Origin of the sequence: Asinibacterium sp. OR53 (assembly GCF_000515315.1) — a bacterium.
GTDB lineage: Bacteria > Bacteroidota > Bacteroidia > Chitinophagales > Chitinophagaceae > Sediminibacterium.
Genome location: NZ_KI911562.1, coordinates 748,804 through 769,919 on the forward strand (window position 1 = coordinate 748,804; position 21,116 = coordinate 769,919).

The 21,116-nt window shown below is 47.0% G+C and carries 16 protein-coding genes; 5 read left to right on the plus strand and 11 right to left on the minus strand.

Annotation, left to right across the window (positions count from 1 at the left end; all coding sequences use genetic code 11):
* The first annotated feature begins 191 nt into the window (after window positions 1–191).
* From SEDOR53_RS0103195 to SEDOR53_RS0103205, 3 genes are read left to right on the plus strand one after another with little or no spacing between them, the layout of a single operon-like run.
* On the plus strand, window positions 192–485 hold the full coding sequence (locus SEDOR53_RS0103195) for a type II toxin-antitoxin system HigB family toxin (protein WP_026768415.1): 294 nt from the start codon (window positions 192–194) through the stop codon (window positions 483–485).
* Window positions 486–495: 10 nt separating this feature from the next.
* Window positions 496–867 carry a type II toxin-antitoxin system HigA family antitoxin gene (locus tag SEDOR53_RS0103200; RefSeq protein ID WP_026768416.1) on the plus strand — a complete coding sequence of 124 codons (372 nt, stop codon included), beginning with the start codon at window positions 496–498 and terminating at the stop codon, window positions 865–867.
* 4 nt (window positions 868–871) lie between these two features.
* A complete protein-coding gene (locus SEDOR53_RS0103205) occupies window positions 872–2,056 on the plus strand; it encodes an amidohydrolase family protein (protein WP_026768417.1) in 1,185 nt (394 codons plus the stop codon).
* A 43-nt stretch (window positions 2,057–2,099) separates the two neighbouring features.
* Here the strand turns inward: SEDOR53_RS0103205 and recO are convergent, their stop codons facing one another.
* Together recO and pheS are read right to left on the minus strand one after the other, a co-directional pair.
* A complete protein-coding gene (gene recO, locus SEDOR53_RS0103210) occupies window positions 2,100–2,837 on the minus strand; it encodes a DNA repair protein RecO (RefSeq protein WP_026768418.1) in 738 nt (245 codons plus the stop codon).
* 9 nt (window positions 2,838–2,846) lie between these two features.
* On the minus strand, window positions 2,847–3,878 hold the full coding sequence (gene pheS / locus SEDOR53_RS0103215; RefSeq protein WP_026768419.1) for a phenylalanine--tRNA ligase subunit alpha: 1,032 nt from the start codon (window positions 3,876–3,878) through the stop codon (window positions 2,847–2,849).
* Window positions 3,879–3,903: 25 nt separating this feature from the next.
* Between pheS and SEDOR53_RS0103220 the strand changes: the two genes are divergently transcribed.
* The gene (locus SEDOR53_RS0103220; protein ID WP_026768420.1) at window positions 3,904–4,644 is read left to right on the plus strand and encodes a DUF4290 domain-containing protein; all 741 of its coding nucleotides are present in this window, start codon (window positions 3,904–3,906) and stop codon (window positions 4,642–4,644) included.
* A gap of 46 nt (window positions 4,645–4,690) precedes the next feature.
* Complete coding sequence (gene murA / locus SEDOR53_RS0103225) at window positions 4,691–6,004, plus strand: UDP-N-acetylglucosamine 1-carboxyvinyltransferase (protein WP_026768421.1); 1,314 nt, start codon at window positions 4,691–4,693, stop codon at window positions 6,002–6,004.
* Here murA and SEDOR53_RS0103230 read toward each other — a convergent pair.
* The 9 genes from SEDOR53_RS0103230 to SEDOR53_RS0103270 form a co-directional block, all read right to left on the minus strand.
* Window positions 5,994–7,526 (minus strand): S10 family peptidase, encoded by a 1,533-nt coding sequence (locus SEDOR53_RS0103230; RefSeq protein WP_026768422.1) that lies wholly within the window; start codon window positions 7,524–7,526, stop codon window positions 5,994–5,996. The genes murA and SEDOR53_RS0103230 overlap by 11 nt on opposite strands.
* A 68-nt stretch (window positions 7,527–7,594) precedes the next feature.
* Window positions 7,595–8,764, minus strand: a complete 1,170-nt coding sequence (locus SEDOR53_RS0103235) for an AGE family epimerase/isomerase (RefSeq protein ID WP_051416470.1) — start codon at window positions 8,762–8,764, stop codon at window positions 7,595–7,597.
* Window positions 8,761–10,839: a GDSL-type esterase/lipase family protein gene (locus SEDOR53_RS0103240; RefSeq protein ID WP_026768424.1), complete on the minus strand. Its 2,079-nt coding sequence runs from the start codon at window positions 10,837–10,839 to the stop codon at window positions 8,761–8,763. Before SEDOR53_RS0103240 ends, SEDOR53_RS0103235 begins: the two co-directional genes overlap by 4 nt.
* The gene (locus SEDOR53_RS0103245; protein WP_026768425.1) at window positions 10,836–12,068 is read right to left on the minus strand and encodes an MFS transporter; all 1,233 of its coding nucleotides are present in this window, start codon (window positions 12,066–12,068) and stop codon (window positions 10,836–10,838) included. Before SEDOR53_RS0103245 ends, SEDOR53_RS0103240 begins: the two co-directional genes overlap by 4 nt.
* Window positions 12,065–13,267 (minus strand): kelch repeat-containing protein, encoded by a 1,203-nt coding sequence (locus tag SEDOR53_RS0103250; protein ID WP_051416471.1) that lies wholly within the window; start codon window positions 13,265–13,267, stop codon window positions 12,065–12,067. Before SEDOR53_RS0103250 ends, SEDOR53_RS0103245 begins: the two co-directional genes overlap by 4 nt.
* A gap of 18 nt (window positions 13,268–13,285) precedes the next feature.
* Entirely contained in the window at window positions 13,286–14,206 is a 921-nt protein-coding gene (locus SEDOR53_RS0103255; RefSeq protein WP_026768427.1) for a dihydrodipicolinate synthase family protein, read from the minus strand.
* Between the two features lie 231 nt (window positions 14,207–14,437).
* Complete coding sequence (locus SEDOR53_RS0103260) at window positions 14,438–15,988, minus strand: RagB/SusD family nutrient uptake outer membrane protein (protein ID WP_026768428.1); 1,551 nt, start codon at window positions 15,986–15,988, stop codon at window positions 14,438–14,440.
* Between the two features lie 37 nt (window positions 15,989–16,025).
* Window positions 16,026–19,367, minus strand: coding sequence for a SusC/RagA family TonB-linked outer membrane protein (locus tag SEDOR53_RS0103265; RefSeq protein WP_026768429.1), 3,342 nt, complete (start codon window positions 19,365–19,367; stop codon window positions 16,026–16,028).
* Between the two features lie 114 nt (window positions 19,368–19,481).
* Window positions 19,482–21,050, minus strand: a complete 1,569-nt coding sequence (locus SEDOR53_RS0103270) for a sialidase family protein (protein ID WP_037361644.1) — start codon at window positions 21,048–21,050, stop codon at window positions 19,482–19,484.
* Window positions 21,051–21,116 lie beyond the last annotated feature (66 nt).

Sequence of the window (21,116 nt, forward strand, 5' to 3'; positions counted from 1 at the left end):
AATGACTGATAATCAATAAAAAAATAGCGTCTCGAAAATCATCACGTCTATTTTACCCGCTCCGTTACAGCCGGAGCATAGCTATTCATATTTGTGACATTATTTAATTGCCTTAAAAGTTGGCAATTTACCAACTTTTAATACCTTTGCTTTATGCTAGTAAGCAAAGGTGCAGGTACAAACCATTACTTATGCTTATTATCAACGGAAGGTTACTGGATTCTTTTGCTCTTGCTCATGCTTCTACAAGAAAAAGTCTGGCAGCATGGAAAAAAGCAACCAAAGAAGCTTCCTGGAAAAAGAAACAGGATATACTTTTTTCTTTTCCCAATGCAAAAGTCCTGGGCAATAACAGGGCAAGATTCGAGATACAACACAATAAATACCGTCTGATTGCCGAAGTGTTTTATGAAGATGGGTTGGTGGAAGTAAGGTTCATCGGCACGCATACGGAATATGATAAAATCGATCCTTTAACTGTATAAATATTGAATTATGTCAGATTGGTTCTTTATCGAAAACGAATCCGAATACCAAAAAGCCATGGAGCGTTTTCAGGAAATTAAATACGCTGAAAAAGGCAGTATGGAGTACAGGGAGAAAATGTTACTCGCTCACCTCATCGATCGTTATGAAGACAGAACATCTTCTCTCCCCGAATTAGACCCCATCGAATTCATTAAAATTCGAATGGAAGACTTTGGCTATAAAGCCACTGATCTTGCCAAAGCATACGGAGACAAAGGCACCGTAAGCAAGGTGTTGAATTATAAACAACCGCTTTCTTTAACGATGATCCGGAAATTTAGTGAGATATTGCACATCCCTGTTGAAGCGTTGATCAAAGAATATAAACTTCAATCCTAGCATTTTGGCATTCAGAAAACTCCAGGCAACACAGCTTTTTACCGGATCGGAGATGCGCGGTAATGATGCTGTACTGGTTATCGATGAAACCGGGGTCATCAAAGACCTGGTATCCCTGGCAGATGCCGGTGATAACGTTGAATCTTACAAGGGCATCCTTTCACCTGGATTTATCAACTGTCATTGTCACCTGGAGCTCAGTCACATGAAGGGTTTGATACCCGAACAAACAGGACTGGTCGATTTTGTTTTCCATGTGATCACCCAACGGCATTTCCCTGATGCTGAAATACTGGAACATATTACCCGTGCAGAAGATGAAATGCTGCAAAACGGTATTGTAGCGGTGGGGGATATCTGTAACAATACACTCACCATTCCGCAAAAACAGTTACAGCAACTGGCATATTATAATTTCATTGAAGTAAGCGGCTGGCTCCCCGCCCTGGCAGAACAGCGATTCCAACGGTCTTTCGGGTATTACCAGGAATTCAAAAACCTGAATGCCTGTAATCCTCGTTCGCTCTCCCCCCATGCGCCTTATTCGGTTTCCGAAGAATTGTGGCATTTGTTACAACCTCATTTCAACAATAAAACCATCACCATACATAACCAGGAAACGGCTTTCGAAGATGAACTGTTCGAAAAAGGCAGCGGCGGTTTCTCCCGTATGTATGAAATGATGCAATTGGATACGGCTTTCTTTAAACCCACTGGCAAGACCAGTCTGCAATCTTATTACAGCCAGTTATCGAATGCCCGGCAAGTACTCCTCGTTCACAATACATTCACTAAAGAGCCCGACCTGTTATTTGCTAAAAGCCAGGCAATCGCTAACAGGCAGACCCTGTTTCATTGCCTATGCATCAATGCAAACCGTTATATCGAAAACAGTGTTCCTCCGGTTCAACTCCTGCGCGGCTACGATTGTACCATCGTGTTGGGCACAGACAGCCTGGCCAGTAACCACAGCCTAAGTATTCTTGCAGAACTTCAATCGATCACTAAATATTTCCCCCAGGTGCCGCTCAACGAATTATTGCGATGGGCAACCCTCAACGGCGCAAAAGCATTGCAGATGGAAGATGAACTGGGAAGCTTTGCCAAAGGCAAGAGGCCGGGCGTTGTATTACTCGAGGGCAGTGATGGGAAGATTGATGAAGCTACTACTGTTCGGAGGATATTATAGGAGTTGATAGTTGTTAGTTGTTAGAAAAGACATCCTCTGACAACTAATTCAATACTTCCTGTAAAACACCCAGACTCCTCATTTCACCAAAATCAGCTACATGTAGTGCAATATAGGTTTGAAAAGCTTGTAAGAGTTCCCGTCTTATTTGCCTGTTCAACGATATATGATCAAGATCATTGTAAAACTGTAACGATAACAATTGACCGGCTACCTCGGCCAACCGGCTTTCTATGTAATAAGGGTGTGCAGGTTTTTCCCGGATAAAAATTCCTTCCTGTAAATCAAGCACCGGTGTTTGTGCATGATAAGTGCCCTGCATCTGGAAACCTAATTCACTTCCCAGGTGGAGAATGAAATACAATGGTAAATTGGCTACGAGTGTATCTGAGCCTTTGTCGAGTTGTTTAAGGGTATCTTCTATCAGGTAGAACAATTCCGGGTTGGCTTCCGGTTGTTTGAGGCTATGCTGTAACAGTTCTATCACGTACATGGCAACTGCATTCCGCATCACATCGAACAATAATCTCTCGTAGAGATAAGCCCACTGGAACTCTTTCACAAACTGTAATTGTTTGAGTTCGTTGTGATACACTTCCATCTCCAGTATGGCTGCCGGCTGAAAATAAACTGCTTTGCCCGCTGAGGTTTTACTGCTTTGCCTCACCCCTTTTACAATATAACTCTGCACCCCAAACAATTCGGTATATACCGTGGTAATGACGCTTGTATCGCCATATTTCACGGTACGCAACACAATGCCTTTGGTAGCATGTATCATAGGCTAGGTTCAGATCGCCCCGGTAAACTGCTTCAGGAAGCGCAGGTCGTTCTGGGAGTAAAGGCGCAGGTCGTTCACCTGGTATTTCAACTGGGTGATTCTTTCCACACCCATTCCAAAAGCAAAACCGGTGTATTTATTCGGATCGATACCAAAATTCTCGAGCACTTTCGGATGCACCATGCCGCTGCCCAATATCTCTACCCAACCGGTATGTTTGCAAATATTGCATCCTTCGCCACCACAGATCAGACAGCTGATGTCCATTTCGGCGCTGGGCTCGGTAAAAGGAAAATAACTTGGCCGGAAGCGCACTTTCACATTCTTTCCAAACATTTCCTGCACAAAAAAGTAAAGTGTTTGTTTGAGGTCGGCAAAGCTTACATGCTCATCGATATACAAACCTTCTACCTGGTGGAAGAAACAATGGGCGCGGGCGCTGACTGTTTCATTACGATACACCCTGCCCGGACATATCACCCGGATGGGCGGTTTTTGTTTTTCCATCACCCTTGCCTGCACACTACTGGTATGGGTACGCAATAACCAGTCGGGATTGCGGCTGATGTAAAAAGTGTCCTGCATATCCCTGGCCGGATGGTCTTCCGGCAGGTTCATCGCGCCGAAATTATGCCAGTCGTCTTCTATCTCAGGCCCTTCGGCCACAGCAAAACCCAACCGTTTAAAAATAGATACGATCTGGTTCCGCACCAGGCTGAGCGGATGGCGTGAACCTACGGCAACAGGATCTCCGGGTAATGACCAGTCGATCTGGTTACCGTGTACATGGTCTTCCTGCGCACCCAGGGATTTCAGCGTTTCGTAACGTGTTTCAGCAAACTGCTTGAATTCGTTCAATACCAGTCCGAATGCCTTTTTCTGTTCATTCGGCACATTCTTCATTTCCCCCATCACTTCTTTTACCAGTCCCTTGGTTCCCAGGTATTTGATGCGAAAAGCCTCCACCGCTTCGGCAGTCGCAGCCTCATAAGCGGCCATTTCCTGCTTGTACGCCTCTATCTGTTGCACTAACTGTTCCATGGGAGCGAAGATAGAGATAAAATAAATGAGTACATTTGCTTCGAAGAACGAATACTACATGGAATATAATACCAGCAGGAATTACCTGGGCATGAAGGAATATGGTCGCCACGTGCAGAAGATGGTGGAATACCTGCTTACCATAGAAGACCGCGAAAAAAGACAGCGACAGGCACAGTCAGTGATTGAATTGATGGGATTTCTCAACCCGCACCTGAAAAACGTAGATGATTTCAAGCACATGTTGTGGGACCATCTGTTTTTCATCAGTGATTTCAGCCTGGATGTAGACAGTCCTTACCCCATCCCCCAAAGAGAGACTTACAAGCAAAAGCCCGATCCGCTTCCTTATCCGAAGCGTAATCCCAGATATGCCCACCTGGGTAAGAACCTGGAAATGGTCATCGATAAAGCGTTAAAACAGGAAGACGCTGAAAAGAAAGCAGGTTTTGCCCATGCCATTGCTTATTACATGAAACTGGCTTACAGCAACTGGCATAAAGAACTGGTGCACGACGATGCCATCCGCAGCGAGTTGAACAATATCACCGGCGGTGAGCTGGAATTCAGCAACACCCCTTTTATCAAACACCGCAACCAGAATTTCGAGCGTGATGATTATAGTACCGGAAACCGCGGCCGCTGGCAACAGAATTTTGGCGGCAGAAACAACCGCAACAACCGGAATAATAATAACAACAACCGCAGCAATAACGGAAACCGCAACAACAATAAGAACCGGCAGTTCAAGAAACGGTTTAATTAATGTAATAGTTGCTCCATAGGCAATGGCTCAATAACAACTTAACTACATGAGTTCCTTCGAAGTAAGGGGAGGCAGACAACTGAAAGGAGAAATTGTTCCGCAAGGGGCAAAAAACGAGGCATTACAAATCCTGTCAGCCGTGTTGCTGACCGCCGAACCCGTTACCATCGCCAATATACCCGATATACTGGATGTTAATCTGCTCATTGAACTGCTCGATGAGATCGGCGTTAAAATTTCCCGCAGCAACAGACATACCTGTACCTTCCAGGCCGACCAGATAGACGCAGATTACCTGGCTTCCGATGAGTTCAGGAAAAAAGGCGGCCGCCTTCGCGGAAGCGTAATGCTCGCGGGGCCTATGCTGGCCAGGTTCGGAAAAGCCTATATACCCAAGCCGGGCGGCGATAAGATCGGGCGCAGAAGGCTGGATACGCATATCATCGGTTTTGAAAAACTGGGCGCGCGATTTGAATACGATGAGTTACACAGTTGCTTCAAATTGAGCTCGCCGCGTTTACGTGGTGCATATATGTTGTTGGATGAACCTTCTGTTACCGGCACTGCCAACATTATCATGGCAGCCGTATTGGCTGAAGGCATCACTACTATTTATAATGCTGCCTGTGAACCTTATGTGCAGCAACTGTGTCAAATGCTGAATCGCATGGGTGCGCGCATCTGCGGTATCGGCAGTAATCTCCTCACCATCGAAGGAGTAGGCAAGCTCGGTGGCACTACGCACCGCATGTTGCCCGATATGATCGAAATAGGCAGCTTTATTGGGCTGGCGGCCATGACGCAAAGCGAGATCACCATCAAGAACGCAGGCGTGGAACACCTTGGCGTTATTCCCGAAAAATTCCAGCAACTGGGTATTCAGTTCCAAATAAAGGGCGATGATATTTATATCCCTTCGCAAGACGTTTACGAGATACAGACATTCATGGATGGAGGCATTCTCACGATATACGACCATCCCTGGCCCGGATTTACGCCCGACCTGTTAAGTATCGTATTGGTAGTAGCTACACAGGCAAGAGGCAGTGTACTCATTCATCAGAAAATGTTCGAAAGCCGTTTGTTCTTTACCGATAAACTAATCGATATGGGCGCGCAGATCATTCTCTGCGATCCGCATCGCGCTACCGTAATTGGCCTTGGCAGGAAACAGAACCTGCGGGGTATTACCATGACCAGTCCCGATATCCGCGCAGGACAGGCCCTCCTCATTGCCGCATTGAGCGCCGAGGGCAAAAGCATCATCCAGAACATTGAACAAATCGACCGCGGGTACCAATATATCGATGAAAGGCTCAGGAGCCTTGGAGCCGATATAAAGAGGGTTGCTAATACTTAGCCGCCTGCCCGGGCTTAGGAGTAGATTGCTTAATGAATTCACGAAGGCGTTCATTGCTCGTAGCCAGGTCTTCCTTGCGCAGGTACATCATGTGTCCGCTGCGGTAACCTTCCCAACTCATACGGTCTTTCAGTTTGCCGCTGGGGTCCATCTGCCACATGCTGTATTTCGCATTGAAATAATCACAGGCCCCATCATAGTAACCAGATTGTACCAATAAGTGCATGTAAGGGTTTTCGGCCATCGCCTGGCGCAGGTTCTCACCTGTTTTGTCATTACTACCATCCCAGGGATGAACGGGACCAAACATGTAATAGTCCAGATCAGTCTTATAGTTTAATTCTTCTCTCAGGTACATATTGATGGCCGGAGTGAATGAATGCAACCAGGATGTGAGCTCAGCATTATAATCGGGATAGTCGCCCGCGTTTTTACGATCGATACCCAGGTAGCGCGAATCAAGACGGCCAACGGTCTGTCCCTTGCTGCGCAACAATTCTTTCCAGAAATATCCTGCAGGAACATCAAGGTTCTGATCCAATACCTGCTGCACTCCTATCCCGGAATAGCGGGCAACTTTTTCGGCAATCTCTTTTTTCTTGTTCTCCGTTAAAGAGCCACCGAGCGCAAGTGCAGGAATGAATTCATCCACCGTAAATTTTTCTACTTCAGGCAAAACAGCCGTCAGGTCTTTTTGTTGCAGATCAGATGCCAGCGCTTTATGATACCAGGCCGTTGCCGCGAAATAAGGTAACCGCAATGCGGCGCTTAACGGTCCGTTTCTTTCGATACCCAATGTAGTAGGTGATACCAGTATAACCCCGTTCAGGTAAATCCAGTGTGCATTCTGTAGTTCAAGCGACAGCCCGGATACACGGGTAGTACCATAACTTTCCCCAATAAGATATTTGGGTGAAGCCCAACGTTTATAACGGCTGATAAAAGTGTTGATCCAGTCAGCCAGGTATTTGATATCGGCATTGACACCAAAAAACTTGGACGTAGGCACATCTTTCGACAAAGGCCTGGAGAAGCCGGTATTGACGGGATCTACGTAAACAATATCTGCAACATCCAGGATCGAATTCGGGTTATCCTTGAGACCATAAGGTTGTACAGGATTGCCTTCGTCATCAACCTTAAGTATCCTTGGTCCGGTATAACCGATCTGCATCCATACAGAAGCGGTTCCGGGACCTCCATTGAAAGAGATCATGAGGGGTCTTGCAGAACGATCGCTTACATCGGACCGCTCATAGTAAGTATAGAAAATACCAGCAATGGGCTTTCCCTCTTCATCCCATACCGGCAGGGTGCCAGCAACTACTTTATAAGGCACTCGCTGTCCCTTGATCGTAATTTCGTTTTTGGTAACAACAGACGATTCAACCTCAACCGCTCTTTTATGGGCGTTCTGTTGTTTATCGTTTTTGGAAGTGGTATCGGCTGCCGCAGGTTTCTGAGCCTGAACAACGGCAAGACAGGTAATCAGCAAAAGCAATGACAGAAATATTCTCTTCATGTTAGTTTTTGTTAGTTCCCGTGAATAAGTTCAACGGAGATTAAAAATAGGGAATATTACAGAAATGACTAGCAAAGTAGCTGATAACAGAACCATTCCTGCCGGGGCAGGTGGAAAGGCCCTTTGAAAAGATTGCCTTTTGCCGTTTGGGCAATACTTCCATCGCGATGCAGGTATCCATACCATTCACCGTTCACTTTGTCATGGAATTTATCATAAGCGTAGTCATGCACCATCTTGTGCCAACGGGCATATTTTTCGTTGCCCGTTAACAGGTAAGCCATGAGCGTAGCGATGATGACTTCATTGTGCGGCCACCAGAATTTCATGTCCTGCCAGTATTCCTGCACGGGCTTCCCATATACATCTCTGAAATAAAGGATGCCGCCGTATTCTTTATCCCATCCCCGCTCCCACATATAATCCAGCATGGTGCAGCCGAGTGTGATGAGTTCTTGGTCGTTATTGCGATGCATGGCTTCACGAAGAATGAACCAGGCGCCCTCGATGGCATGACCGGGGTTAAGGGTCCGTCCATCGATATGATCGATGATGCTTCCATCCGGCGCCACCTGCTCCATTACACATTTGATGTCGTGTTTAACAAAATCCGTCTCAATTTCTTTTATCCATTTTTCAATCCATTCATCACAGCGCGGATCACCGATGGTATTCCTGATCTCCTGCGCCGTATTGATCATGATCATAGGTACGCCGATACCTTTGGCAGGTCTGGTATGGGTGAATTTGGGCGGCAGCAGTCCCGGGGTTGACGCATATTCAATGCATTTTCCAAAAAGCTGTCTGGCCTCTGCAGCAATTATTTCACTTCCGATAGCTTTGGCGTAAGCTGCAAACCCAATAGCTGCAAATGTTTCTGAAAAAAAATACCGTCTTTTTCGGATGGGCTTGCCTTCTCTTGTTACATGAAAAAACATTCTTCGGTCTGTATCAAAGCAATGTCGTTTTAAAAATTCATACCCTAGTTTAGCACCGTCCAGCCATTCCTGCCGGGGCTCAATGGTATTGTATAAGGTGGATAATGTCCAGGTAGCACGGCCTTGTATCCATACTGCTTTATCGTCATCGATCAGGGTTCCGTCTGCATCACGCATGAACGTATAACCGCCGTATTCATGGTCATAAGAACGCGGGAACCAGAAGGGTATCGTATCATTCACCAATTGATTATGGTAAAACGTCTTCAGTCGCTGCAAATCATCTTGGGTATAACTCATGGATGTAATTTTTTTGAAAAAGTAGATGCAGGCAGCCCGTATTCATTAACGAGATTGGCCCGTGTAAAGGGCTGCCAGGCATATAGTATTTTTTGAAAACGTTCGCCAGGCGGTATTTCGATCCACACTTCATTTCCATGAATAGAAGCGGCGGCTGCAAAACGAACACCTTTGTCGTTCACGAGTTCAAACCCGGTAAGCGTTTTACCATTGCCGGTTGACAATCTTCTTGCATGAGAGAACTGCAAAATCATTTTCTGTCCCCGGATATCGGTGCCGATAAGTTCCGGTCCGCTTGCCGCAACCGGTCTTTGGTAGGTATAATGCAGTGCCAGCGCTGCCAGGCGCTCGGCCACTTCTTTTTTCCTGGTTGGATGTACATTCAGGGAATCTCCCAGATCAAGCGTCACCGCCATTCCCGTACCGGGTATTTCCTTAACCATTTGTCTTTGCAGGTCGCGGAAAGATGGCCAGGAAGGCCTGTCGATGCTGGTCAGTTGTACATAATAAAAAGGAAAGGCATCGCCCCATTTTTTCCGCCAACTGTTCACAAGGGCAGGGAAAAGGTGATGGTATAGTTCCACATTGTGCGCATTGCTTTCGCCCTGGTACCAGATCACTCCTTTTATCGGAAAAGAAGTGAGCGGCTCTATGGCCGTTTCATAATTATAGCAAGGCTCATAAGGATGCCGTTGTTTATCGTTCGTTGTATTCCGCAAATTAACCGACGATCTTTCACGACAGAAGTCCTGGTAAAAATCAGATTTTCGCCAGTTGTTCAGCTCATCTACCAACAGTGGATCCTGTTCCATGGTATGCCTGTCTATCCATGATTCAATGGGAGATCCTCCCACCGAAGCTTGTATCAATCCAATGGGTATATTTTCTTCTTTCGCCAGTCTCCTCCCGAAATAATAGCCAATGGCCGAGAAATCGGCCGCTGCACTGGAATCACCATCTTTCCAATTGCCCGAGAAAAATTCACCCCGGTTCGTTTTTACCAATGTAAGGGAATCCCAGGCACTGTTATCTGTTTGGGCAATTGCCTCCAGCCTGAATAAGCGGATATTCCTGTGAGCCGCATTCACGCTTCTCAATTCCTCCTTGCCTCCTTCTGCATTTTTCAATTTAAAATCCATGTTCGACTGGCCGGAACAAAGCCATACATCTCCGATAAGAATATTTTCTATAATAATTTTTTGATGTCTGCCGGTGATGGTAAGTTTATACGGACCACCATGCTCCATGGCAGGGAGCATTATTTTCCATTTTCCGTTTGCATCAGTCACAGCAGATGCATTGTTGCCTGCCAGTTGCACTTTTATTCTTTCACCTGCATCGGCAGTTCCGTATACAGGGATGGGTTTTCTTCTTTGCATCACCATATTATTGGTGAATACTTTCGCCGGTTGCAGTCCCCCATAGTTACCCGTAATAGACTGATACACTGTTCGGGCAATGATGGCAGCGCCTTCTTCTACAGGATGAAGGTTATCGGGAAAAAGATCGGGACGATGGTATAAAGCTTCGTGCAGGTTGATCAATGATGCGTGATTGGCTGCTGCAATGCCAGGGATCAGTTCCTGTATTTGCCAGAACCAGTTGCGCGTACCCGATTTAAAACGTGGATGGCCGCTGAAAATAGGTGTGAGCCTGCAAACATATAATTGAACAGATGGATTCACCTTCTTCAGGGTATCCAGCAACCAGGCATAATCTGCTTCAAATGTTTCTTTATGGTTGGGCCAGTTCCTCGGGTCCGTATCATTCAATCCGAGGTGAACAATGGCAATATCCGGCTTGAATGCCAGCGCCTCGGAAAAAGCTTTGGTTTTATAATAGGGGTTATGCCCCTGTTTCAAAAGTGTTGCACCGCTGTGACCGAAATTCTCCACTACATACCCCTTGCCCAGCAAATGTTGTAATTGAGCGGGATAAGATGATACAGCACGGTCTTTCAATCCATATCCATATGTAACAGAATTGCCAATACAGGCAACCCTGGTCAACTGTGCATGGCTGGCTGGCAAACAGCCGAGCAAAAAGAAAAATAAAATGATGGTTTGCTGTTTCATTCTGCCAGGTCATTTTCTTTAGGGCGCAGGAAATAAAGTTGTACCACGAGCGCCACCAGCACAATCACGGCCAGCATGGCAAAGTCCCTGCCCAGGTGTCCGCCGTCGGTTGATTTGCCCAGCAGGTTGGTGATGAAGGCGCCGGAAAAAACGCCTACCATATTCATCATTCCATAAGCGGTAGCCCTGCTCCTCGCCGGTACAAACTGGCAGAGAATGGGCATATTATTCGCATCGAACATGCCGTAACCAAAACCAAAACAAAGAGCCGCACCCACAATATGAATCAGTGTATGACCCGATCCCAATAATAAAAGCGCGGGAATGGTCAACGCAATGCCGATGGCACTGGTGTACACCCTTCCCCGGATATTTTTCTGTATCCATTTATCCGACAATATTCCTCCGGTGATCACACCCAGGAAAGAAGATGAGGCGATGGTGATGGTTGATAAAGGACCTGCTTCCGACATGGGGATGTTCAGGTTTCCTGCAAACAGGGTAGGTAACCAGTTCTTGGTAGCCCATCCGGGTAAACTCGGCACGGCAAAATAGAACAGTATGACCCAGAAAGCCATATTGGAAAACAGGGGCACCAATCCTTTCAAAAATGAACCACCGGGTGTTACCGGCTGCTTAGCAGGGGCTATTTCTTTTTTCCTGTACTCTTTGAGGCCAATCATCAATACGCAAGCGTAAACAATCCCGATCATGCCAAATGAATGAAAAGTAGCCTGCCAGGAATAACTGGCTGCTACTGTAGCCCCAAAGCCGCCAATGGCCTGGCCCAGATAAAAACCTGTCATATGAATACCTACTGCAAGTGACCGGGTTTTATGCTGATGATAATCTGCTATCAATGATAGTCCGGCTGGTATATACAAAGCTTCGCTTACACCCATGATGGCGCGCAGCCAGTACAACTCGTTGAACGTGCGGGCATATCCCATGGTGAAAGTAACGCCCGACCACACGAAAAGACTGCCAACGATCAGCCATTTACGGTTGAACTTATCGGCTATGATGCCAGAAACCGGACTCATACATCCATATATCCATAAAAATATGGCCATGAGGTAACCGAAATTCGTGGCCGACTGCAACTCGGTAATATCATGCTGCATTGCAGGCTTCATGGTCGACAACATTTGCCGGTCCATATAATTGAGCAGTGCCACACCCCAAAGCAGGCCTACTACAACCCATGAATATGTCTTGGATGGTTTCATTTTTTATCCGGCAGTATCCTGCCTACCATGATTTTAGGGGTACGCACACCTGGTTTTATTTCTCCGCTCGGAATAAAAATATAATCTTTCCATTTCACCAGTGTTGTGGTTACCTGTGCGTTATCGGGCAACTCACCTATTTTTTCCCATCGATCGTTTGTGGTGTGATAGAGATAAAGGTTCCTGGAAAAACCGGAATGATGGTGGATCAAAGACAGCTTTTCTTTCTGCAGCGCCTGTTTTTCTGACTCCGATTGTACCGCAGCAATATGCGCATTGTACGTTTCTATTTTATGAAAGGTAAGCCCGTTATCACCGCCCGGCAGCAAAATATAGTCGGCACCCAGTGCAACACCTGTACCGGCAGACAGGTTGGTATTTTTATTACCGTCGCTGATCGGATGCTTTTCTTTCCATTGGCTGGTCGCAGGATCGAAACAAAAATTAGTATGGTGCAGTTTGCTGATGCCCGAAGCTGATGCTGTTCTTCCGCCTATGATGTATACGCAATCATGTGTGCCATCGGACTGCGCTACTGCTACTGAATGCGACATGGCAGCCGGTATTGAAGGTAATGTTTCCCACTGCGGGTTAGCAGCCGAAAGATTGAGCCGAAAGAAGGCCTCCGATACCTTGCCTGTTGTTTCGCCGCCTGCTACATAAATACTATCTCCGATATGGGTAACAGCGGTGTTTGCAATAGGTATGGGTAATGAAGGAAGTTCCCGGAAGATCACGCTTTGTTCAGCATCGTTCCACTGCATCAGGAATACCTGGTTGCTGTAAGTAGCTGCACCTGTTTCACCACCAATGCATACAACACCAGCGGGAATGGTAACACTTGCCCCATAGGCTATAGCCTGTTTTAAACGGGCATCGCGCGCATGGATCCAACTGAAACCTTTTTTCTCATCCAGCTTCAACACATAGATTTCGTCGTGGTATCTTTTTTTCCCTCCCTGCCAGGGCATGGCATCCGGAAAATTAGCTCCGCCGGCAACCAGGAGCACCCCATCGTGCACGCCGGCGAATACACCGGCAACTCCTATTTGTTCTTGTGCACCTTCAGGCGCTGGTAATATAAGATCTGATGACCATTGAATGTATTCAGATTTTCTCCCCTGTGCAAACAACCCGGCATGTATCATGATGGAAATGAAAAGAAAGGAAACGTATATGAATTGCTTTGTAGGCAACATTTTTTACAGCTAATTTAATCATCTTGACCTGAACTGGTCGAAGCCTAGGGCTGCCACATCGGTTCTGAACCGGGCAAACTGTTCGGCACTCATGTTGTTCACAGGCAGCCTGAATTCACCACAATCAACGCCAACCAGTTTCATATATGCTTTACCGGTTGCAATACCTCCGTATTTACCCAGCAACCTGATCATATCGATAGATTGTTGTTGCAATACACGCGCTTTTTCAAGATCGTTGTCATTAAATGCCCCCATCAGTTCATAATACAATGGAGCAGCATAGTTAAAGGTACTTCCAACAGCCCCGGTAGCGCCTACTGCCAGCGCCGATAACATGTTTTCATCGCGGCCCCATAACATATCGTACTGTCGATCGGAGAAATTGAAACAGGATTGAAAATCCATGAAATCCTCGTGTGTGTATTTTATCCCTGCAAAGTTGGGCACATTGCCGTGTATTTCCTGCAAGAGGTTGTACATGGGAATGTCAACACCCGTCAACACCGGTATATGGTAATAATAGAAGGGCATGTCGGGCACGCTTTGAGCAATGGCCGCACAACATTCAGCGAGTGTTTTGGCATTGGCCGGTTTGAAATAAAATGGCGCCGTGAAAGCAACTGCGTACATGTTTGTGCTGCGTGCATACCTGGCAAGCTCCATGCAATCGGTCAAACTGGTGCCTCCCAACAGCGGCATCACTTTGAAATCCATATCTCCTTTGGTGCAGGCGCCCCATGCTTCTATGACTGCTTTCTTTTCTTCCAGGCTTAAGGATACGCCTTCTCCGGTAGATCCTACTATGAATGCTCCCTTCACGCCGTTGCGTTTTAAGAATGCATAATAAGTGGGGATCAGCGACAGATTCACCGATCCGTCTGCATGCATGGGTGTAAAAGGAGCTGCTATCAGCCCGCTTAAATGTTTAATGGTCATTGGTTTCTTTTATTACTATTCTGAGATGCTTTCCATTTGTTCGTTCGCAGTTGTTTGGGTCGTATGTTGTTCTAATAAATGTAAGCATTGATGCCATTTAATCCGGTTGCAGTAAAAATGACCGGAGACGAGCTCCGGTCATCCGCTCTATCTAAATAACCATTCGCAAATCGTTCCTGCCAGAACACAGGCAGGGAACGAATGGCGCTGATACTCAAGAATGCCGGGCTATCAGTATCCGGTGGTTTGTGTCAGCAGAGGATCATTGTTCAGCATGCTCATAGAAATGGGCAGCAAAAAAGTAGGTCCTTTACCTGAGTTAACCGTTGCAGGCGACAGGTATTTGGGATCAACATATTTGAATACCCATTTATCTCCAGCCCTTCTCAAGCCAAACCAACGTTTGCCTTCGCCAATGAATTCTCTTAACTGCTCTTCCAGAACGGCCTGTATATTATCGTCGATCGTGCTATTCACATAAGGAATATAAGTGGCTCCATAAGCCCTTTGCCGTATCTGGTTGATTTCGGCTGAGGGGTCCTGCCCCAGCTTCGCTTTTGCTTCCGCAGCCATCAACAATATTTCTGCATAACGGTAAATGGGGTAATCGTTATTATAAACCTGGGTGGTACCCGATGTAGATCCGATCCATTTGGTAAGCAATACACCCCTGGTGGCATAAGGTGCACTGGTGCTGTACATCACTTTAAAGCTACCGTTGATGCGCTGGTCAGCCGGACCACTTGTCAGTTTGTTAATCATATTTTGGTTCATCCCACAACGGTTGGCTCCATTCACATAAGGATAGATGCTGGAAACCGTAGGCGCGTTAGGTACCTGCTGAAATGAAAGCGTGGTCGCTTGTATGCTGTTGACCTGGAAGGAACCAAAGGTTCCCATCTGCGCCTGGTTAAGTTCATAATTCAACGCAAAAATGATTTCCGGGTTATTTGCTTTTTTTGTAGGGTCGAATATATCTGCATAATTCGCGTCCAGGTTCAATGTTGCGCTCTGCAGGCCTTCTAATTCCTGTAAGGCCGCCAGTGCCGTATTCAGGTCATTGGTTCCACCTCCCATCAAAGTGCCCGACCACAAATACACATCTCCTTTCAACGACAAGGTAGCAAGTCGGTTCCAGTAAACCCTTTTGCCCGCCGGCAGCGCGTTGTTGCCGTTGAACAGGGTGAGCGACTGGTTGATGTCGTTTTTGATCTGTAACATGATAGAATCGACTTTAGTGCGTGCCTTATAGGTCTGTGCCGCATTATTGATCGTGGAAATGGGTGTTGTATTGAGTGGTACATCTCCCCATGTACGCAGCATGGTATAATAAATGTATGCCCTGAGGCCGTACATTTCGGCCAATGCCTGGTTCTTTACTGCAGATGATAAAACCGATACCTGCGGATACAAGTTGATAACGTTATTAACCTGGTAAAGCAGATTGTAAAAACCACCCCAGTTATTTGCCGGCACATTCAGTGCGCTGATGTTATGGGTATAATATTGTGAAAGGCCTCCATCGACAGACTCGGTAAACAACCCGTCTGTCCATATTTCGCTTCGCATTTCGCCCAATGCAAATAAAGTACTGTTATAACCTCTGAGCGATGCATACACACCTGAATAAAGCGTTTGTGCAGCGTTGGGGTCCGATAAAGTAAGGGAGGTACTGATCTGATCCTGCGGGATCACATCCTGTAAATCTTTTTTACAGGATGTGGCGCCTGTCAGCAGTCCCAGGCCCAATATGATAAGTATTGAAAATCTATGCTGTTTCATAATACATTGTATTGAATGGTTCTGTGTTGAATCATAATTAAAGTGTAATGTTCACGCCCAGTGTCAGCCTCCTGGGAAGTGGAAATTTGCCATTGTCCACACCACCCACTTCAGGGAAGTTGCCACTGTATTGTGTCAGGTAAAACAGGTTGCTTCCTGTTGCAAACAGGCGGAGGTTATGCACTTTATTATTCAGGGCTTTTCTCAATAATGCAGGAGTCATGTCGTAGCTCAGTGTAAGCTCCCGCAGGGCCAGGTAATCTCCTTTCTCCCAAAACTCTTTAAAAGGATTGTTGCCGGATGCATCGGTAGCATAGTTCCTTCCCTGGTTAGCCCAGTAGAACCTGGGCAATGTGCCGTTCGGATTGGTGGGCGACCATGTCTTCAATGCATCTACGGTTGAGTTCTGTGAACCCTGCACCTGGCTCAATCCCCTTAATTTCTCGTTGTTAAGAATCATGAAGTTCAGCGCATAATCGAACTGTGCATACAGGCTAAAGCCTTTATAGCCTACCATTGTCGAAAATCCGCCTAGAATATTGGGCACTGACCTGCCTACATAAGTAAACTGGCGGCTGTCAATGGTGTCGTTCTTGTATACCTGGTTCCACATCGCATCACCCAACTGGTGCAGGTTCTTATGTATGTAAGGCATAAACGCGTTGTATACACTGGCATCCTTGCTGAGATCGGCGGCAGATCTGTAAATGCCGCTATAGCTGGGCGCCCAGATTTCATCGGTACCTACCCTGCTGCCTTCCTGTAACCCGGCTACCTGCATTAACTGGCCGGGATGATTCGGATCCCATACCTGTATGGTGCTCTGCCTGTTTCCGGGAAGCCCGTTGTAAGGCAGTTTCACTACATAGTTTTTGAACGTATAGAAGTTGGCGCTGACATCAACACTCAATCCATCTGCTTTCACCGGCTTGATGATTTTCGCTTTTACTTCCAGTTCAATCCCTTTGTTCCTTAACTGACCAAGGTTGGTAGTAAAAGAAGTAAACCCTGTTTGTGCAGAGATGGGAAGAGAAGCGATCTTATCGTATACATCGCGCACAAAATAATCGGCGATCAATGTAACGCGGTTATTCAGGATACCAATGTCCACACCTACATCGAACGTAGACGCTTTCTCCCATTTCAGATCGGTATTGATATAAGAGGGCGCATAAGTTCCTCCCAGTCCATTATAAATACCAGCCGATGAATATACCTGTGCGGTGGCGTAGTAACCCAACGGATTGATGCTGCCGTTCTGTCCCCAGCTCACCCGCGGTTTCAATACATTGATGTATTTACTCAGGAAGCTTTTTTCAAAAAAATCTTCTTTGTGCATATTCCATCCGGCCGATACACCGGGGAATAAACCGAAGCGATTATTGGCAAGCCTTGAACTGCCATCGTATCTGAAGTTGGCAGTAAGAAAGTATTTATTGAGATAACTGTAATTGACCCTGCCGATGGCCGATGTAAGCCTGTCCCATGCATTGAAATCGGAAGAAGCGCTGACAGGATTCTGGATCACACCGTTTACCACGCTGGCGGGAAGCGATGCATATAACCAGGGGATCAGGTCGGTAGGCGCCCCACTTGCACTGGCAGAGAAGCTTTTTTCGGTAAACTCGTAAAATTCACCGCCTCCCAATACCGACAGTTTGTGGTTGCCGAAAGATTTATCGTATTGCAGGAAAGCGTTGTAAGAATACTGAACATCATTGTAATTGCTGTACGATGCAGGCCTGGTGGTGTTGAAAGCACCGCCGTTGCCCTGCTGGTATGCCTTGGTAAATGCATTGGCATTGTTATACAACAGGTAACCCGATCCCGAAGCCAGGAACTTCAAAGAAGGCAGGATACTGTATTCAATGTTCAGGCTACCTGTGATCCTTTGCTGTGAACTGTTGTTATTGTACAACTGGCTCCAGTAATTAGGATTGCCCAGCGAATTGTCATTCGGGCCCGGCAAAACAGCGCCGGAAGTATCATTGGTATATCGTACTGTAGGCGCCACACCAATGAACCGTTGCATCAGTCCGCCGGCGCCGCCACCCGCAGGATCCACATAAGGTACCAACTGGCTCACAGTATAAGCAGAAGTGCTCATGGACACTTTCAGGTTTTTCCCCACATTGAGACCGCCGTTAAAATTCATGCTCAGCCTTTTCAGCGATGAGCCGATGATGATGCCATTGTCTTTTGCCATACCTAATCCCAATGAAAAGCTTCCCTGCTCATTGGCCCCTGATAAATTCAGGTAATGTTCCTGGGTGGTCTGCTGCTGCAGGATCATATTTTCGCGCGTCTTTACATCGAGGGAGCGATATAGAATACTATCCATCTGACCGGCTATAAAAGGGTTCGGATCGATCAGTAAACCCCATTGCGGATTGCCGATGTATTTTCTGTTCGCAGCAGATACCAGTTGAGTTGAATACAAACCGATGGGTGTGGTCCAGGCATTGTTCACCGCCCAGCCCCATGAACCCAGGTTTTGTCCCCTGTCGGTAGCCGCAGCGCTGTTATTGCCATCGGCAAGGTCGGCCTGGTAACGGCTGGCGATACCTTCCCTGTTCTTGGAAATATATTGTGCTGCCGTTAAATATTCCAATGGATTCCGGCGGATATAATTGGTTGTTTGACGGAAGCTGTAGTTTACCTGGGCTTTGCCCTTCTTACCTTTTTTGGTAGTAACCAGGATAACGCCGTTGGAAGCGCGGGCGCCGTAAATAGCCGTAGAAGCCGCGTCCTTCAACAGGTCGATGCTTTCTACATCGTCCATATTGATACCGTACAAACTGGGCACGATCACACCATCCATTACCACCATTGGGCTACCGCCGCCGTTGAAATCGGTACCACCCCTGAATGAAATGGAAGGCGTTGTTCCGGGCTGGCCGGTGGACTGCTGTATTTTCAATCCGGGCATTGTACCCTGTAAAGCAGTGGCCACATTGGTACTGGGAGAAGATTTGAGTGCATTTTGGTCGAGACTGGTTACGGCGCCCGACAAGGTCTGCCGGCTTTGTTTACCGTAACCCACCACCACCACTTCACCCAGTTTTGATACATCTGGTTTCAGCTTGATGCTGGCTTCATCATTATCACCTACCCGCCATTCCTGGGAAATGAAACCGGTGTAGGTGAAAAGGAGCTGGTCTCCTTTTTGGGCCAGGATCACAAAGGTTCCGTTGGGTTGCGTTTGGGTAACACGTTTCTTTCCTTTTACGGTAACGGTTACACCGGCGAGCGGATTATTGTCTTCCTGTGAAAGAATGGTACCGGATACTTTCCGGTCCTGCGCTTGCAGCGCTGCAGAGCAAAGAAGGGCGAATAAGCAGATCATCCCCTTCCATAGCATAGTCTTTTTTCGATTCATGGCAACTGTTTTGACTTTATGTATTATGTATTACATATACACAAACATACAGAAATACTTATTCGGTCCAAATTTATTTTTTACCGTGGGTAAAATCGGCAGAAAGCCGCATGCTTACTGGGCTTTCAACACGTCTTTTACAGGTATTTTCTGGAAAACCAGGTTGGCCTGGCTTCCTTCGTACAGGAGCCCCAGGTGGTCTTCATCAATGGAAGTAAGTGTGGGATAACCGTTGCCTGTGAGGTCATCCACTACCAATTGCAAGTTTATCGGCCATGTCAAACCCATATCCAGGCTGGCTTTGATGGTCATGCGATCCCGGTGTTTGGTATCATCAGGATTTACAAAGAACAAAACAGTTTGTCCATGATAAATATGCTTGATGATAGAAGCATTGCAGACCGGATCTTTCAGGGCCTTGCGCGAAGAAGGATGTTCCGTCCAGGTTTTACCCAGGTCCTGCGTAGTGAAGATCGTTCTTGCAGCACCTCTGTTATCGCGCATATTCAACATCAGTATTCCGGGGGTTGTTTCCACCACCTGCGCCTCGGTGGTATTCGGATAAGCGGCAGAGCCAAAATGCCAGCTCGCGCCGTGATCTTTGCTGTAGAGTATCGTGGAATGGGGCAACTTGCTGGAGTCTTTAAACTGTGCCGGGAATACCAGCGTGCCGTCCTGCATGCTGATGCCCCTGCCGGGTCCCTGAAAACACAATGTCCAGGAAGGGTCTTTCACCTGCGCAGTGATATTGATGGGGGCCGACCAGGTTTTGCCATCGTCCATGCTTTTCACCAGCATCAATTGCCCCGTTTGTTCGGGCGTCAGGCCAGGCTGTGAAGCGGTCCATGCCCGCTGTTTAGGATAGCCGTGCAACCAAAGGGCAGCAACCCAAAGAGTGCCTGTTTGCCCGTCCACTAAAACTGATGGGTCACCTATACCGTTTTCATCTTGCGGGCGGTTGCCATAAGTACCCATGTCCATGACGGTTTGCATCGGTTCCCAGGTTTGTCCGCCGTCTGTACTTCTACTCATCCCTACATCTATATTGCCCTGCAGGTCTGCCGAATTGTTGTAGCGGATATCATACACGGCAACCAATGTTCCCAACCGGGTGGTAACCAGTCCGGGAATACGGTAAGTATTCACTTTATCGTCGCCCGCTTTTCGTAAGGCGACTCCGATCCGTTGCGGCACGCTGGTAAAGTTCATCCCGATCCGCTCCTGCCTGCCATCCAACACAAGACTTTCCGGCACTGCATTGATGCGGTTCAGCAGCCCGGCTCCATTATCCAATGCTGCCGATAACCAAAGATGGTGTATGCTGTCTTTCAAAGGAAGGTTCGTGTGCAATACAACTTTTTCGCTTTCCGGCACAGCGGTTGCCACCAGCGCCCGGGTATTGAAAACGCTGTCACTCCCGGTATCATACAACCGCAATATTTTGATATCCTGTATACGGGTAGTTCCGGTAAGCCTGATGCTCAGTCCCGTCAGTGTTTTTCCGCGCCCGGCTATACGCACACGCACCAACTGGTTATCGGTCTTCCCCAGCAGCACCGGCACCCGGTCCTGGTGAACAACAACGCCCGCAGGCGTCTGGCTGATTTTACTTACTTTGTTACAGGTAGCATATACACAGGTGAGCATGACCAGGATGGGCACGAATCTGATGGCAATCTTCATAAAAAATTTTTTCAAAAATATAATATGTAATACATAATACATAATTTTAGTTTATCTTGGAATTCA

What these genes read in the sequence shown, in the direction of transcription:
- SEDOR53_RS0103200 (WP_026768416.1), top strand. Translation starts at nt 496, where the DNA reads ATGTCAGATTGGTTCTTTATCGAAAACGAATCCGAATACCAAAAAGCC.
- SEDOR53_RS0103235 (WP_051416470.1), bottom strand. Translation starts at nt 8,764, where the DNA reads ATGAGTTATACCCAAGATGATTTGCAGCGACTGAAGACGTTTTACCAT.
- SEDOR53_RS0103245 (WP_026768425.1), bottom strand. Translation starts at nt 12,068, where the DNA reads ATGAAACCATCCAAGACATATTCATGGGTTGTAGTAGGCCTGCTTTGG.
- SEDOR53_RS0103230 (WP_026768422.1), bottom strand. Translation starts at nt 7,526, where the DNA reads ATGAAGAGAATATTTCTGTCATTGCTTTTGCTGATTACCTGTCTTGCC.
- recO (WP_026768418.1), bottom strand. Translation starts at nt 2,837, where the DNA reads ATGATACATGCTACCAAAGGCATTGTGTTGCGTACCGTGAAATATGGC.
- SEDOR53_RS0103220 (WP_026768420.1), top strand. Translation starts at nt 3,904, where the DNA reads ATGAGTACATTTGCTTCGAAGAACGAATACTACATGGAATATAATACC.
- murA (WP_026768421.1), top strand. Translation starts at nt 4,691, where the DNA reads ATGAGTTCCTTCGAAGTAAGGGGAGGCAGACAACTGAAAGGAGAAATT.
- SEDOR53_RS0103255 (WP_026768427.1), bottom strand. Translation starts at nt 14,206, where the DNA reads ATGACCATTAAACATTTAAGCGGGCTGATAGCAGCTCCTTTTACACCC.
- SEDOR53_RS0103250 (WP_051416471.1), bottom strand. Translation starts at nt 13,267, where the DNA reads ATGTTGCCTACAAAGCAATTCATATACGTTTCCTTTCTTTTCATTTCC.
- SEDOR53_RS0103265 (WP_026768429.1), bottom strand. Translation starts at nt 19,367, where the DNA reads ATGAATCGAAAAAAGACTATGCTATGGAAGGGGATGATCTGCTTATTC.
- SEDOR53_RS0103270 (WP_037361644.1), bottom strand. Translation starts at nt 21,050, where the DNA reads ATGAAGATTGCCATCAGATTCGTGCCCATCCTGGTCATGCTCACCTGT.
- pheS (WP_026768419.1), bottom strand. Translation starts at nt 3,878, where the DNA reads ATGGAACAGTTAGTGCAACAGATAGAGGCGTACAAGCAGGAAATGGCC.
- SEDOR53_RS0103240 (WP_026768424.1), bottom strand. Translation starts at nt 10,839, where the DNA reads ATGAAACAGCAAACCATCATTTTATTTTTCTTTTTGCTCGGCTGTTTG.
- SEDOR53_RS0103260 (WP_026768428.1), bottom strand. Translation starts at nt 15,988, where the DNA reads ATGAAACAGCATAGATTTTCAATACTTATCATATTGGGCCTGGGACTG.
- SEDOR53_RS0103195 (WP_026768415.1), top strand. Translation starts at nt 192, where the DNA reads ATGCTTATTATCAACGGAAGGTTACTGGATTCTTTTGCTCTTGCTCAT.